Source organism: Pseudoalteromonas sp. 78C3, assembly GCF_002836695.1.
Classification (GTDB): Bacteria; Pseudomonadota; Gammaproteobacteria; order Enterobacterales; family Alteromonadaceae; genus Pseudoalteromonas; species Pseudoalteromonas arctica.
The window spans coordinates 37,395-52,671 of the sequence record NZ_PJAV01000123.1 but is presented as its reverse complement, the minus strand read 5'-3'; the positions used below and the strand labels follow the sequence as shown (position 1 = coordinate 52,671).

Genomic DNA, 15,277 nt, shown 5'->3' with positions numbered 1-15,277 from the left:
TGAGCTTAGTGATTGGCTGGTGGGCGTTTAAAAAGGCAGTTCAGTTAAAAAGTTGAAGGGTATTAAAAGTGATTGCATATAAAAAATTAGACATACTCTATCTTGACGGTATTGCAGGTCTACTTGCTGGTTTAACTTTGTTTAGTTTTCAATCTTGGTTCTACGAAATTTATTCTTTACCTTTACATGCACTTCAATTTATTACAGTGGCTAATATACTTTATGGTATATGCGCACTTTTATTAGCATTTAAAAGAACAAGAAGCCTATTAGCCATTAAAGTATTAGCTATAGCTAACTGCTTTTGGGTAATAGTTTGTATTTTCTTTATTTTTGAATATGTTAATTCTGCAAGTTGGGTGGGTATTAGTCTATTAATTTTTGAGTCAATTTTTGTAGGCTATCTCGCTTATTTTGAGTGGATAAATAGCGCTAGCTTAATTTATGGGCCTACTTATAAACAACGTGTAAAAAATACCTACTTTTAAAATAATTACCTTCTCAAATATTACCTTTCATAAAACCTAACCTCAAACTGCATTCAGTGTAAATTACAGCGTTGTTTTTAAATGTATTTTTTAAAGTTAATTCAAATTTTAAGGGATGTTTTTTGGCACGTAAGTTGATACAACTCCTAATAAACTTTAAAAAGGAATTACCATGACTGCTGAATACTTTATGGTACTAGGGTTACTCGGTGTCGCATTTTTTGCTGTTGCAGGGGCATTGCTTGGGTATGAAAAAAACATTAGTGGCTTTGGCGTAGTAGTGGTGGCAACCGTTACAGCATTAGGGGGCGGTACCCTCAGAGATATACTTTTAAACAAACCGGTATTTTGGATTGCTACCCCGGAGTATTTATATTCAACCTATGGGGCCGTTATAGCAACAATTGCATTTATTCGATATTTACCGCGCGTTAATAATTACTACTTTTTATTAGTAGACGCTGTTGGTATGGCGTTATTTAATATTATGGGGATAGAAAAAGCACTCATTAATGGCTCTGGCATGGTGGTCGCAATTACCATGGGCATTACTACAGGTATATTTGGTGGTTTAATACGCGACGTAATTTGCCGTGAGGTGCCAACTGTGATGCGCAGCGAACCATATGCCTCTGCGTGCTTAGCGGGTGGTGCAGTTTATGCCGCTTTATTTAGCCTTAATGTAGATTACATTTGGTGTATTTTAGGCTCATTTTTCACGACTATTTTTTTAAGATTAGGCTCTTTGCATTGGGGTTGGCATTTAACTATTTTCAGAAAAAAAGACTTCAGAGATCAAAGCGACTAATCTTAGCTACGAGTAGCCCGCGTTTGCATGTGGTATTCGTAAATATCCTCATCCGTTATAGTAAAACCCAGCCGCTTATAAAGTTCTAATGCTGGGTTGTTTTTAAGTACTGTGAGTTTAATCGGTTTTGACTGCGCACTTGTAATAACTTGTTCAATAACCGCTTTCCCATACCCTTTATTTTGATGCAGTGGATGTATTTGTAATTGCATTATCTCAACGTGTTGAGCGTGCGTTTGGTATTTTAAAGCACCAATTGGTACCTCATTTATAACTATAAGATGGGAGCAGTCATATTGATCATCAAGCCTTAAAACATGCTGTTGCTCAGTTATACCAATCCGCAATAATACTTAATCATTTTGCGGGGCTAAACGTGTCGCTACCTGCGTTAAAAAATGCTCATTTAGAACAACTAAATAGCGAATTTTTTGCCTAGCTATCAACACGTTTTTCCAGCCTCAAAATAGATCACTAAATTAAGCGAATTGGTATTAAAAATAACCCGGCACTTTCTAAGTGTTCAACCATAGTCAGTTTTCTGAGGCTTAATAAGTAGTCTCGGTCTGAATATGCTGCCTTTATGAATTTAAAAACCATAGTGCTCCCTTGCAACAGTCCCAATGTTTATATTTGTAGAACGAACCAAAATAAGTACGCAGTATTAAATGTGCAAGCCAAACTAACAAAGGCAATACTACCAATACCCAAGTGCTTTCCACCAAAGCCCGCCAATAATTCCCCATACACTTAAATTAATAACGCTCATTATAAGGCCCATTACCCACCAGTCTTTTAAAGATACATAGCCTGAGCCAAACACTATGGGAGATGTGCCTGTTGCGTAATGCGTTAACGACATCATGAGTGATGAAGCGCCAGCTAACAGTAAACCTAAAAATAAAGGCGGAGCGCCAAGCGCTAAACCTGCGGCGTAAAATGCGGCAAACATAGCAGTGATATGTGCTGTAGTACTGGCAAAAAAGTAATGAGCATAAAAATACACAGCTACCAATATAATGGCTGATACAATCCAGTCAAAACCTAGTTGCGCAATATTGCTCTCAACAAGTGTTGAAAACCACGTTACCAAACCTAGTTTATTTAAAAAAGTGGCCATCATTACTAATGCTGAAAACCAAACAACGGTATCCCACGCAGACTTTTCTTTAAGTACATCGTCCCAACTTAATACACCAGTCACTAATAAAACCGATAAACCTAAAAAGGCCACTGCGGTTGTGTTAACTGCGTAGTCAGCCCCTAAAATCATTGCAGGCACGCCGGCCCATAAAATAAGCAGCATGGCAAAAACACCCACCATTATTTTTTCGCCGTAACTCATTGGGCCCATTTCAGTTAATTTAGATTCTGCGTAGGTTTTAGCGTCGGGCGTACTTTTAACTTCAGGTGGGTAAATGGCATAAACAACCAAAGGCACAAGGGCAATACATAGCAAACCAGGAACAAGCGCTGCGAGCGCCCACGTACCCCATGTAATACTAATATTTGCACCGGTAGCATCAGCAATCAGCTTTACAATTAGAGGGTTTGGCGCAGTTGCCGTAATAAACATAGCTGATGTAATAGGGTTTATATGGTAGCTCACTAAAGCAAGGTAGTGCCCAATTTTACGAGAGGTGCCTTCCTCAGGGGACGAGCCAAAACTTGTTGCTATCGACTTCATTATTGGGTGAATAATAGCGCCGCCTCGTGCGGTATTACTTGGCGTTACAGGCGCTATAACAAGTTCAGAAAGTGCGAGTGCGTAACCAATACCAATTGTTTTTTTACCAAAAAGAGAAATAAAATTATAGCCAATACGATTTCCCAAACCAGTTTTAGCTAAACCCCGAGAAATAATAATAGCAATACCAATCAACCAAATTAATGAATTAGAAAAGCCACTTAATGCATCTTTAATAGCGCCAGATGGGCTGTCATTAGTTACGCCGGTTAACGCAACAGAAGTAATAGCTAAAATAGCAATGGCGCCGATAGGCATTGCTTTACCAATAATGGCAACTACAGTACCAATAAATAAAGCGAGCAAATGCCATGCGTTTTCGGTAACACCTTGCGGGGGCGGTACAGCAAACCAAAGTAGTAAAACAATGGCTATAGAAATCAGTCCAGAGGTAACTCGAATATCAGTACCCTTCATTAAAAATGTCCCTAAGTTTTAGAAATGCATGCATTCTGTGTATTGAAAAGGCAACGTTATTCTACTTCATTTTATAATAAAAAAAATGACGCACATCATATGGATAGCTATGAATATTAGACTTATTTAATTTTATTAATAAAGAGGTAATAAACTATAAACTAAAGTGATTGATTACATTACCCTATGAGAGCTTACGTTGTGCTTAATCAACTCTTATATTTTTAAGAGTTAGCTTGAATTGTTTTATCGACTAGCAAGGTCTTTGTAAGTCTTAACGAATACTTGGAAATACAATGAACTTAAAATTAACCAACAACGTGATTACTTTTTTATTAGCGAGTAGCTTTTTGTTACTTGGCTTGTCGTTTGCGTTAGGATCAAACCCTAATACGTTAACGGCTACGTTTAGTTTTTACGGCGTTGATTCGCTAATATCTGTATCTGCGTTAGGTTTAATTAGTGGCTCATTTATGATTGCCTTAGCGTTTGCCACCGTGCTCGCTCGCCTTAAACTAATGAAACCTACACCAGCACTTTTACTTGCAGCAATTATAAGTTTAGTTGCATTACTTACCTTGTTTGCCAGTAACCGTTGGATGGCTCAACTTGGCGGCTTTCCAATCATTGGTAGCGGGCAGGGCATAATTAAATACTTCGCAGTAGTGCCTTTGTATTTGTTTTTGTTTTATAAAGACAAACTTACCGACAAACAACACGTACTTTTAAACTTTATACCGGTTGCTATGGTTTTACTATGGATTGGCGGCATGAAGTTTTATGAATTTGAAGCAAAAGGCATTGTAAGTTTAGTAGAAACCTCACCGTTTATGTCGTGGTTATACACGGTATTTAGCGTACAAGGTGCATCTAACGTGATTGGCGGGTTTGATGTATTATTTGCTGTGTTATTGGGCTTAGGGCTGTTTTTAAATAATAAAAAGCTAATTATTGTAAGTGGCTTAGCGTGTTTAAGCGTATTTATGATGACCCAAACATTCTTAATTACCGCAACCGGTGCATTTAGTTCTTCCACTTTACTGGAACGCTTAGGGCAGTTTGTAATTAAAGATCTTTGGTATATAGCCAACCTTGTTGTTATTGCTTTTTTAATGATTTTTAAACCGGCTAAATAAAGAGGACGTCATGATCAGTTGCAACCAATACGACTATATCGAAATTGCCTGTATGCACCGTTTAAGTATTGAGCTTATATTAAAAAATGGTGATGGTGTATGTGGCGTAGCAACTGACACAAAACACAATGCTAATAGAGACGAATGCATAGTTGTTAGCGTAAATAGCGAGTTGCAAATCATTGTGCTCACTACAATTAGTATACTTAAAGCGCGTGAGAAAAACCCATACTTTGACCACGTGAACTTTGATGTAAAGTAAGCACCTCACTCATTCGTTTTATTATAAACACCCCAGCGAGCCTGTATCATTAATATGTTAAGGCTCGCTTATCTCACCAATGCTTTAGCTAATTACGCGCTAAATACATAAAGCCAAAATTCCCTACTACTTTCCTCTGTTTTTTATCGAGTTTTTTCACCGAATATGGCTAAACGCCAGCTATTAAAGCGTATAAAAATGCTAAACCAGTATAAGTAAGCCGCAATAAGCTTTTGTGTAGCGTTTGGTATTCGTACGTATGTTATTTATGGTTGTAAAGGTAGCTACATAAATAAAGCTCTATTTTTGTTTTGTCCAATAGCATTATTAAACACCGTTTTGGTGAAAAATAACAAAGGTATTTTTATAACATTATTAATAACTTGTTTACATTAAGGTCGTTTAGTGGAATTATTGAACACTGTAATATACGCCGTTTTGGAGTGTTATAACCTCCCAAAGTGGTGTTCGATAAGTTGTTATATGCCAAGGGAGTTTTTAAATGGAATTTGAAATTTGGTACTTAGTCGTAGGTATTGCGATGCTACTCAATATAGTTGTTTCTATATTTTTGGTGCGCCGTGATGATTTGGAAACCTTTCAAAAAGGTGCGCAAATATTTATTGTATGGCTCATACCATTTGTAGGGGCGCTAGCTTTATGGATCTTTCATCGGAGTCAAGATGATCCGTTTACTAAGAGTAAAGGTCCAAATATTAGGTCATCACATGATTATACAACTGGCGGTGATTAATATGGCATATAGCAAGCCAAGCCAGCGGGAATTTTACTCGCTGAAAAGCGCTCACAAAACCCCCTGCTTGGGGCGTTATATTTTTTAAGTTTAGAGTTTAATTTAATAAGGAAGTTGTTCATGTCGAATTCAGAACGTTCAAAAATGGCTATCAATTTAGATAAGGTTTACTGTCCAAAGTGCGATGAGAAAATGCCAGCTTTATGTATACCCGAAAATATTCAGCAATTAATGTGGGGTGGCTGGACTTGCCCAAAATGTGATTGCAAAATGGATAAGTTCGGTAAAGAAATAGTTGAGTAAATAAACATATAACAAGTCTAAACTCGCTTCTTAATGAAGCGTTATGTAACTACGTGAGGAGAGATGATGAACAAGGAAACTATAGGGAAATACGTCGCAGTTTTGGGATTATTGCTTTTCTGGGCACCACTTTGGGGAATTGTTGATTCGTATTTAATTATGTCCTCTTCATTTCAAGAGATAACGCTGTTTGGAAATAATGAACCTAAAATATCACAAGAAGAAATGTCATCAACAGCTTTGTCTACAGTAACAGGGTTCATCTTATTTTTAGTTGCACTTTGCTTTTTAACATTTTCCGTTGTGGGCTTAAACTATCGAACTGAGTGGCTTTTTTGGGTACTAATAATATATTCAACATTGTTACTCTTCATGTTCCCTGTTGGTACAGTGCTAGGAGTAACTGTGCTGGCAGCGCTAGTTTTAAACAAGAAAAAATTTGGACTTGACGGTGACGCTATATAACAAAACCATTAACCGGATTAGTACAAGAGCGCCACAAATCGGTTATGGCAGGCGTTAGCTTTCTAAGAAGGTTTCGAGTTGAGAACAATATTTAGCTTTATTTTAGCCTCTTTAGTTGTTGCATTTTTAGCGCCAATGGCAATTGAAATGAAATTTACTATTATTCCTTTTGGTATATTTATTTGTACGTTAATAGTTGTTCTAATTTTGGTTCCAGTAACAGCATTTCCCATTTATAAATTTATCACTAAAAGTTGTGATTATTCGCTAAATACAGTGCTCAAATCTTCAGTTATATCTACTTGCTTAGTTTCTTTTTTTTTGTTTTCCCTTCAGGTTTAGATAGCTCAATTATTAATGGTAAGGTATTGGTCGAAAATGGTTCAATTACGTTAATAGGTTATGGATATAGCTTTTTACAATTGTTTTTATTTTCTATAGTAGGTCTTGTTGCTGGTATTGTATTTTACGTTTCAAAAATAGAGTTAAAAAAAAGCTAAAGAGTTAGGATGAGATTCATTCTAGCTTTTACATAAATAATAAATTAAAGCAGCGGGTTAAGTGAGTTTTATAAAAATGAATCACGCAAAAATCTGAGCAACAATGAAAGAAAGAGTAAAAAGCCAACCACACTAAACTTTCTCGTAATACCTTCCAAAACACCAATTAAAACAACAGCTAACAATTTTTATACTCCACGTGAAATACAGTAAAAGATTGAACCAAAATAGGAACTCAGCTATGGTTTGTTTATCAATAAAAACAAATAAAAAACGAGTTAATCTACAGGCTCGTTATAATTCAAATCTGATAGGTGTTTATGCGTTATATATATTTTTTCTTACTATTATTTTTAAGTGGTTGTGCTTCAGCCCCAAGAGATGCTTTAACTTTTGACCAGGTACAGCTACCTCAACCAAATGAAGAGCTAAGTGTTTTAGTATTCCATAGGTTGCTTACCCCACCAGCAGCATCAGATATGCGTGTAAGTATAAATGATAAAAAAATTGTAGCACTACCAAACAATACTTTCTCTTACATAAAATTACCGGCGGGTAATTATGATTTAAAAATTAGCTGGAGCCCACTCACAGGAGTGTGGAGTAATACAAAACAGCTAATAATTGCACCTAATCAAACTAAATATTTACAATTAAATAGCAGTGTTTATACGGCAATGGGTGTTGAACTTGGTTCGAGTAAACACGATCCATCTAACAAAGAGGCCGCAGAGACCTTGTTAAGAGAATGCTGTAAATATATACAAGCTACTGAACTCTAATAGTTGCTTAAATGGACTTCTAATAGTTAGCTTTTTTGTTCGTACCTAGCTTATTTTAACTAGCTATTTGTCGCCGTTAAATTGAGGCGTTGAGATTTTAGAATTACTTCTTTTAATTAAATCTGGCTGTTAGAGCTATTCTACAGCCTCGTTGTATTACTAAAGGATTATCGTGAAATACTCTAGGATTATACTCTTTTCAGTAGGGTTGTATTTATTGCTAGTTGCTTTATCAACAATAGCAACAAAGATTGTTGGCTTTGATGAGATGACTCAAAGTACCTCATTAGCTTTTACTTATTACGTCCTCGGATTTGTAACCCCTTTAATCGTGTATTGTTACTTAGGCTATAAGCAAACAGTGGGTCCCTATAAACAAGCCTTTTTAGTTTCGGCGGTTTATTGGTTTATTAATCTAAGTGTCGGTGCCTTACTATACATTTTGTTAGAGATATCAATGGAGGCTTTAGTATATTTGGTTTCGGCTTTGCTGCATGTTATTGCTGTTTTATTAGGGACATTACTTGGTATTCAATTACGTCGTAAAATAGTTTAGCGTAAATAAACAAATCGTAAAGCAGAGCAAAAACAGCTGGTTTTTGCTTTTTCACCCTAACCTTAGATAACAACCTTACGGCCTATTTATTGGGCATAAGTAAAAAAGGAATTTGAATTTGCTATTCGATTGGTTTAGCTCTGAAAAACCCAATGTTTATTTAGGGTCGTTAGCTGTGGCTAATAACAGCCATTTTTCTAAAATAGAGTCGTTTTTTTATATAACGGGCGATTCCCTACAAGATCATATGCACAAGAAGCTTGAAGATATTTTTTGTCTTCACAGTATTTCGTCTATTAAAGAGCCTAAAAAATCAGATATTGGTTTAGATGTTGTTATAGTTACTTTGCATGGTGGTGATGCATTCACTATAGATTTTGATACAGCTGTTATTCCGCTATTTTGGCGACCAAAAGTTAAATTAGTGTCGCGCTTGTATAACATTAAACACAACAAGACGATTAAAACGTTCAGCGTTTCTAAATCTGTTACGTGGCGTCAATTTATTGCTAAAAAATTTGGCTTAAGAGGTTTTTTTCGTTGGGGTCCTTTGTATCATAACGAAGACATGGAAATACTGTTGTATAAAGCATGCTACGAGTTATTAAATAAAATGCGGAAGGCTATTTAACCAGTAGCCAATAAGAATAATTAAAATAAGATAAAAATACATTTTGCTCTTGGTGGACATCATTACAAACAAAATTACTAATCATAAAAGGATTTAAGAATGAAAAAATTTATATACGCAGCTGCAGCTATTTTATTGCCTACCATTCTTGGGGTTTTATTTGGTGGCATTATAAGCGAGAAAAGTGGTTTTTTAGAAAGCTTTAAAGCATACGGTTTTATTTGCTTACCTATAGCTGCGATAACCTATTTTGCAGGTTTACGTGCAAATCAAGGTAAAGCTAAGTATGAAGTTAGCAATAAATTAACCAAGAACAAAAAGCAGTTCGCTTTGCTGCCACAATACTTATTTTTACAAATATATTTTGCCTATTTAAGGCAGCACTAGATATAAAAATACAAGGATGCATAATTGAATTATTTAAATTGGTTACAAAATACATACCCAGAGCTAAATGAGATATCAAATGAAACTATTAACTCTCATATCGACAAAGCAAAGTCTGATACAGAGCTTTTTAGGGAATTCATTAAAGTATTAGGTAGCTTATTTTTTATTATCCCGTTCAACTTATACCTTTATATTTCGGGTATTCAGGCATCTAACAGCCCTTTATATTGGTTTTTGGTTGTGGCTTCAATTGCTGTTGGTGGTTTTATCGGGCTTTATTGCGAGCAAAAGGTCATTAAAAAACGTCTTAAAAAAATAATACAGTTAAAGGCGTTTTAAATGACTAATGATGAAGGGCAGTTAGGGTGACCTTATTCTAACCGTTACGGAAATTATCAATTATAGAATGGTAAACAACTTGGCTTTATTAAGCCTGATTCTCTTTAAAATAAAAAGCGGAATATTACGGTCAATAAATGCATGGGTAAATTGATTTTAAGTTGATAGGAACTCAGCTATGGTTTGTTTATCAATAAAAAATAAAAAACGAGTTAATCTACAGGCTAATTATACGTATCTCAGATTATGGAGAATCTTTTGAATCTTAAAATTAAAACATCTAAAGCCGACTATGACGCTTTTTACGCTCACACAGCATCTAAGGTGTTGAAATCCTATACATGGATACCCATGCTTAAAAATGTGTGTCTTTGGTTGGTGCTAACTTTTAGTTTTATGTCCTTCTTTCAGTTTCAGTCTGGCGGAATAGAAAATAAGTTGTTCTTTTCTGTTTTCACATTATCCATTTTATTTTTTATTTACGTCGCTCTCAGTAAATTTATGGAAGTGAAAATTGCACAATGTTTTACACCAAATGAAAATGGAATAATGATTGGTCCTAAAGAGTTTGAAATAAGCGCTGATGGTATAAAAGAAATCCACCAATATGGTTATAACTTTTATGACTGGGATGTTGTAGAGCATATCGAAGAAGTTAATGGTTCAATCTATATATATGTTGATAAAGTACTTGCCATAATTTTCAACCCTGAGTCGTTGAAACCTGATAAATGTAAAGAAGATCTTTTAGCTACGATGAACAAACACGTAACAACACGCCCTGAGGTGGACGACTAGTCAAATTTAGCTATTAATTGCAAATTTTAAAAGTGGTGAGCCTATTTGTTTTTCAACACCTAAATGTAATCCTTATCGATTTAAATACCAGAGTTCTATATAGGCTTACCCTTCACTTTTTACTGCTTATAATACGCTTTAGCCCAAATCAACTATGTAACTACAACGAATAGAAAAACCAGCCACTCTACAAATATTTGCCTTGGAATAGTGGGCAACTAAAACCTAAATATATCCATACCTCTTGACGGCTTCGTCCAATAAACAGCGCAATCTCCGTTTATTTTCACTTCAGCGATATCATTAAACGCGCGCAATTTCCCTTAAAACCAATTCCCGTAAAAACAAATTAATTATGGGAGGACCTGTAGTCAAATAACAATACTTTAGTAAACGCTAGTTCATATTACGTCACGTAATATCTATACAGAACTTTAAGTTAAACATACGTTCGTGCAGCGTTCCTATTTTTATTTGACTCAATTTATTGGACATTCTTTTTATGAAATTAAAGTTATTTATCGCAATTATTTTTAGCACTTCGATGTCGTCTTACGCGACAGAAGCAGTAGATAAAACGGAGTTTTCATTCGAAGACTTAAAAGCCCTAGCAAAAGCTTCAGCCGAAAAGCCCTATGCGCCAACTAAGGTGCCAGCGCCGGAGTTAATCGATAAAATTACGTATGACGAACATTGGAAAATACGCTTTAAAGAAGATGAAACCTTATACCCAAGTGGAAAAAAGGCACCTGTACAATTATTTTACCCTGGCAGATATTTCCCTGAGCCAGTAAGTATTTACATCAGAGACGATAAAAATCAGGTTCAAAACGTACCTTTTAGTAATGACGTTTTTGATATGCCAGCTGATAGCCCAGCTCACGATCTCCCAGAAGGGTTTGGATTTGCAGGCTTTAGAATAATGCGCCCAGATATGAAACCAGATTGGATATCTTTTTTAGGTGCGTCTTATTTTCGTACTGATGGGCCAGAGGGGCAATATGGACTGTCGGCTCGAGGTATCGCGATTAATACGGGTATGAATCAACCAGAAGAGTTTCCGCGCTTTTCTGCATTTTGGATTGGTCCTGCAGAGAAAAAAGGTGAAAGTGTGTCTGTTTGGGCATTGCTTGAAGGGCCTTCTATTACTGGTGCTTATCGATTTGGTTTAAGCAAAGATAACAAAGAAGCCAAAGGCCATATTACCTCTGTAACGGCTAATTTGTATATGCGCGCCGATGTTGAACGCTTAGGTGTAGCACCGCTAACTAGTATGTATTGGTACTCACAAAAAGATAAAACAGAAGCTAAAGACTGGCGCCCTGAAATTCACGATAGCGATGGCTTAGCTATTCACACAGGATCGGGTCAATACGTTTGGCGCCCATTAAATAATCCTCAGTCGGTGTCGACCAATAGCTTTATTGATGAGAACCCAAAAGGGTTTGGTTTAATCCAAAGAGATCGTGACTTTAATAACTACCAAGACGACGGCGTATTTTACAATAAGCGTTCATCAGCGTGGATTAAACCTACTGACGATTGGGGCAAAGGCGCAGTACAGTTAATCGAAATTCCTACAAAAGATGAAACGTTCGACAATATTGTTGCCTACTGGGTGCCCGAAAAAGAGGCGCGCAAAGGCGACGAGTTTACCTTTTCTTATGATATTGAATGGCGTCCACTCGATCCAAAATCAAAAAACCTTGCAAGCGTTGTAAATACTCGCCAAGGCTTAGGCGGGATCCCCGGCCAGCCTATTCCTGAAGGCGTTAACAAAATGGTGATTGATTTTGAAGGTCCAGTATTTAAAGGCTTAGATAACAAAAGTGGTATAAAGCCGATTGTTGAAGCCAGCAACGGTGAAATACTAGAACCTATTGGAGTTTATCCGGTAGTTGGTACAAACCAATGGCGATTAGCGTTTGACTACAAACAAGCTAACAACAATCCGGTGAACATACGCGCGTATTTAGTTGATAAAAATGATGAAGCTATAACTGAAACATGGGTAAGTGATGCAAAGGTAACTATTAAATAAGCTTTAAATAAGCATTAAAGTAAAACGGGTGGCTATATTTTGATTTGCTTCGTAATTATAGCCATCATAATATTTACTTAATCGAGCGTTACGAGTAAATATTAGTTAAAGTCACTGTTTAGCATATTGTTCTTAAATGAACTCAGGCGCTTTTTATCCTTATTGACCTAAAGCATTAAATAATTGTTTAGTTACTTTTTTAATGCTTGGCTTTATGTATGCTTTAATTAAATTTATAATTAAAGCATACAAATTACGTGCATAAAAAGTAATGGATACAAATTTTAGTGGAACTTAATATGACATTTTTAAAAAATGTAAAGCAACAAGCTGCGACTAGAACGCCCTCTGAATTAGAGCGTTTATGGCAGCGAATTGAAAAACATACTAAGCGTAACGCAAACTTTGATATTAAAAAGCAGACCCTGTTTTCTCAATTTCAAGAACAAGTAGAGCACCATGAGCAACTCCAAGCTCAAATGATTGCAGAACAAATTATTCATTTTAGTAAGTTTATCCAACGTAAAAGTTTAACTATTGAACAGCGTAATGAACTTGTGGATTGGATAAATGAAGATTTAGATTATTTGTCAGAACATCCATTCATTGGCGAATTGAATGTTGAGGAAGTGTCTCAAATTTTTCAATCTTACCTAAATAAATATAACCAAGATACGGTTAGTACAATCCCTTCTTCAGAGTTAAATATATTACGTAAGATGTTACAACAAGATTTCCCCGGTTTAGAATTAACAGATGACGAACTGAGAGAAATAACAGCTGAGCCTTCATTGCTTTATAAGCACCTTGACGAGCAAGGTTTTGGTGAGGAGAAAGATGATGAAGCGTTTAGTGCAGATAATATGCACTATGAACAAGATGAAGATTGGGATGACTTTTTTGACCAACACGAACGATTTGATCGCGATGAAATTAAACAACAAAAAAACAACTCAAAATTAGAAAAGTTATTTAAAGGCTCGCAACTAAACAAAATGTATAAACGTTTAGCATCTAAGTTGCATCCAGATAAAGAATCTGATCTTGCAAAAAAAGCAGAAAAACACGAACTAATGCAACAGTTAGTACAAGCTCGAAAAGAGAAAGACGGTTTTACTTTATTACAGCTTTACATAAGCCATTTTGACGACGATGTCGATTTTGATGAAGAAACCAAAGCAAACTTAATACCGTTACTGCAAAATAAAATAATCGAGCTAAATGAACAGCATCGCCAACAAAAAGAAAGTAATGACCAATATACAATTGTGTGGCGTAAGTTTAATGGTCGTAGTAAAGCGCAAATTAAAGATAATTTTGTAAACCATTTAGCGGCGCTAAATAATGAATGTGATGAAATTGCTAAACGTTTAGAGTATTGCACTACGGTTAAATCACTTAAAGAAGAGCTTAACAACCGAATTATGAATAAACGTCATATGCCCATGTCTTTAGAGGCGGCTCTCGAAAACATGTTCAATTTTTGATGAATTAACAGTGACGCCAGCCTAAGTTTTTTCATTAAGTTAGAATGGCTGTCCTGTTTAGCTGTTTCTTTACGCTGCGGCAACTGTATTGTCTTGTTCATAATGTAGAAAAACTGCAAAACGCGATGTATTAAGAAAGATAAGCCCTTAGTTCCTCAATAAAGTCACTCAAACGCCCTTTTATATCCCACGTAAAATACAGTAAAGGATTGAACCAAAATATGAACTCGGCTATGGTTTGTTTATCAATAAAAATAAAAAAACGAGTTAACTTACTGTTTGTTAGCTGTTTTGAGGGATTGTATGTTTTTTTTGAGTAAATTATTTTGTTGGGAGCGAGGCAGGCAAAAGTCAGGCTACGATAAAATGTTGATTTGTGGTGCTACGTGGCCAATTAAATTTGATACATATTTGCTTAAATTTCCACAAGGAAGTGAAATAGCACCACACACAGACAAAGTTGCATCTGGTAAACACTATAGATTGAATATAGTGCTTAAAAAAGCAGATTTGGGTGGTGAGTTTATTTGCAGTAATCCGATATTTGAAACAAAGCGGGTTAAGCTATTCCGCCCTGATGTAAGTGAGCATCAGGTATCAAAAGTTATAAAAGGTAATAGATATTTACTCAGCATTGGGTGGATAAAAGGGAGCTCTAAATGCTAGATTTAAGACCTAATTGTGAATGTTGTGATAAGAATCTACCTGCAGAGTCCAGTGAGGCTTTTATTTGTTCATTTGAATGCACGTTTTGTTCTAGCTGTGCTCAAACGCTGTTAAATAACGTGTGCCCAAACTGCTCAGGTAATTTGGTTCAGCGGCCAATTCGCCCTTTGGCTGCACTAAAAAATTACCCTGCATCGACTAAGCGGGTATTAAACGAAAGTGTTTGTGCGCAAAACACATAAGAACATAAAGTATAGTAATTACATTTTCTGGGTATGGAGATCTGATGAGAAAATCCTTTGAATTTACTGTTAAGTCAATCAAAGTTAAAATAATTAACGCTTGGTTTAGTGGTGCTAAATTATATGTAAATGGTGACTTACGAGATACTGACAAAACTTTGTTCGCTTTTAGGAATAATACTTTACTATCTGCAAATTTAGGTGAGTTGGGTGTTCTTGAAATCAAGCCATTATCGGGTCTAATTACGACTGAAATGGATGCATATTTAGTTAACGATACGAATATTCAACATGTATATAGCTCACATAAACGCCTTAGCTTGAAAGAGCAAAGGGTAGCTCGATAAAGCTGCTTTAAGTAACATGTATTCCTGCGTTTTCCTGCAATTAGTAACAACCTCCAAATGACTTTGAGGAGGTTTAAGCCCCTAAATATACCAAGTTAATCTATTTGGTTTACTCTAT

At 35.8% G+C, this 15,277-nt stretch carries 20 protein-coding genes; 18 read left to right on the top strand and 2 right to left on the bottom strand.

Annotation, left to right across the window (positions count from 1 at the left end; translation table 11 throughout):
- Positions 1 to 68 precede the first annotated feature (68 nt).
- Together CXF76_RS05785 and CXF76_RS05780 are read left to right on the top strand one after the other, a co-directional pair.
- A complete protein-coding gene (locus tag CXF76_RS05785; RefSeq protein ID WP_101163253.1) occupies positions 69 to 488 on the top strand; it encodes a hypothetical protein in 420 nt (139 codons plus the stop codon).
- Positions 489 to 660: 172 nt separating this feature from the next.
- Positions 661 to 1,296 carry a trimeric intracellular cation channel family protein gene (locus CXF76_RS05780; protein WP_004334621.1) on the top strand — a complete coding sequence of 212 codons (636 nt, stop codon included), beginning with the start codon at positions 661 to 663 and terminating at the stop codon, positions 1,294 to 1,296.
- 2 nt (positions 1,297 to 1,298) lie between these two features.
- Here CXF76_RS05780 and CXF76_RS05775 read toward each other — a convergent pair whose 3' ends face one another.
- Positions 1,299 to 1,643: a GNAT family N-acetyltransferase gene (locus CXF76_RS05775; RefSeq protein ID WP_101163252.1), complete on the bottom strand. Its 345-nt coding sequence runs from the start codon at positions 1,641 to 1,643 to the stop codon at positions 1,299 to 1,301.
- A gap of 350 nt (positions 1,644 to 1,993) precedes the next feature.
- Entirely contained in the window at positions 1,994 to 3,460 is a 1,467-nt protein-coding gene (locus CXF76_RS05765) for a DASS family sodium-coupled anion symporter (protein ID WP_024607227.1), read from the bottom strand.
- A gap of 296 nt (positions 3,461 to 3,756) precedes the next feature.
- Here CXF76_RS05765 and CXF76_RS05760 point away from each other — a divergent pair, with 296 nt between their 5' ends.
- From CXF76_RS05760 to CXF76_RS05675, 16 genes are all read left to right on the top strand, one after another.
- Positions 3,757 to 4,596, top strand: a complete 840-nt coding sequence (locus CXF76_RS05760; protein WP_101163251.1) for a DUF417 family protein — start codon at positions 3,757 to 3,759, stop codon at positions 4,594 to 4,596.
- 10 nt (positions 4,597 to 4,606) lie between these two features.
- Entirely contained in the window at positions 4,607 to 4,858 is a 252-nt protein-coding gene (locus CXF76_RS05755) for a Rho-binding antiterminator (protein ID WP_101163250.1), read from the top strand.
- Between the two features lie 502 nt (positions 4,859 to 5,360).
- Positions 5,361 to 5,612, top strand: a complete 252-nt coding sequence (locus CXF76_RS05745; RefSeq protein ID WP_101163249.1) for a hypothetical protein — start codon at positions 5,361 to 5,363, stop codon at positions 5,610 to 5,612.
- Between the two features lie 120 nt (positions 5,613 to 5,732).
- The gene (locus tag CXF76_RS05740) at positions 5,733 to 5,915 is read left to right on the top strand and encodes a hypothetical protein (RefSeq protein ID WP_101163248.1); all 183 of its coding nucleotides are present in this window, start codon (positions 5,733 to 5,735) and stop codon (positions 5,913 to 5,915) included.
- A 66-nt stretch (positions 5,916 to 5,981) separates the two neighbouring features.
- Positions 5,982 to 6,380, top strand: a complete 399-nt coding sequence (locus tag CXF76_RS05735; protein WP_101163247.1) for a hypothetical protein — start codon at positions 5,982 to 5,984, stop codon at positions 6,378 to 6,380.
- A gap of 820 nt (positions 6,381 to 7,200) precedes the next feature.
- A complete protein-coding gene (locus CXF76_RS05725; RefSeq protein ID WP_024591962.1) occupies positions 7,201 to 7,662 on the top strand; it encodes a hypothetical protein in 462 nt (153 codons plus the stop codon).
- 172 nt (positions 7,663 to 7,834) lie between these two features.
- Positions 7,835 to 8,218 (top strand): hypothetical protein, encoded by a 384-nt coding sequence (locus tag CXF76_RS05720; protein ID WP_232785101.1) that lies wholly within the window; start codon positions 7,835 to 7,837, stop codon positions 8,216 to 8,218.
- A 118-nt stretch (positions 8,219 to 8,336) separates the two neighbouring features.
- Positions 8,337 to 8,849, top strand: coding sequence for a hypothetical protein (locus tag CXF76_RS05715; RefSeq protein WP_024591960.1), 513 nt, complete (start codon positions 8,337 to 8,339; stop codon positions 8,847 to 8,849).
- 99 nt (positions 8,850 to 8,948) lie between these two features.
- Positions 8,949 to 9,236: a hypothetical protein gene (locus CXF76_RS05710; protein WP_024591959.1), complete on the top strand. Its 288-nt coding sequence runs from the start codon at positions 8,949 to 8,951 to the stop codon at positions 9,234 to 9,236.
- 24 nt (positions 9,237 to 9,260) lie between these two features.
- The gene (locus CXF76_RS05705) at positions 9,261 to 9,578 is read left to right on the top strand and encodes a hypothetical protein (RefSeq protein ID WP_101163244.1); all 318 of its coding nucleotides are present in this window, start codon (positions 9,261 to 9,263) and stop codon (positions 9,576 to 9,578) included.
- 501 nt (positions 9,579 to 10,079) lie between these two features.
- On the top strand, positions 10,080 to 10,376 hold the full coding sequence (locus CXF76_RS20660; RefSeq protein ID WP_139016245.1) for a YcxB family protein: 297 nt from the start codon (positions 10,080 to 10,082) through the stop codon (positions 10,374 to 10,376).
- Positions 10,377 to 10,878: 502 nt separating this feature from the next.
- On the top strand, positions 10,879 to 12,417 hold the full coding sequence (locus CXF76_RS05695) for a glucan biosynthesis protein (protein WP_101163243.1): 1,539 nt from the start codon (positions 10,879 to 10,881) through the stop codon (positions 12,415 to 12,417).
- Between the two features lie 299 nt (positions 12,418 to 12,716).
- Positions 12,717 to 13,904, top strand: coding sequence for a hypothetical protein (locus tag CXF76_RS05690; RefSeq protein ID WP_024591955.1), 1,188 nt, complete (start codon positions 12,717 to 12,719; stop codon positions 13,902 to 13,904).
- Positions 13,905 to 14,207: 303 nt separating this feature from the next.
- Positions 14,208 to 14,570 carry a 2OG-Fe(II) oxygenase gene (locus CXF76_RS05685; RefSeq protein WP_024591954.1) on the top strand — a complete coding sequence of 121 codons (363 nt, stop codon included), beginning with the start codon at positions 14,208 to 14,210 and terminating at the stop codon, positions 14,568 to 14,570.
- Positions 14,564 to 14,812, top strand: coding sequence for a DUF1272 domain-containing protein (locus tag CXF76_RS05680; protein WP_081709180.1), 249 nt, complete (start codon positions 14,564 to 14,566; stop codon positions 14,810 to 14,812). Before CXF76_RS05685 ends, CXF76_RS05680 begins: the two co-directional genes overlap by 7 nt.
- A gap of 44 nt (positions 14,813 to 14,856) precedes the next feature.
- A complete protein-coding gene (locus CXF76_RS05675; RefSeq protein WP_024591953.1) occupies positions 14,857 to 15,159 on the top strand; it encodes a hypothetical protein in 303 nt (100 codons plus the stop codon).
- Positions 15,160 to 15,277: the final 118 nt, after the last annotated feature.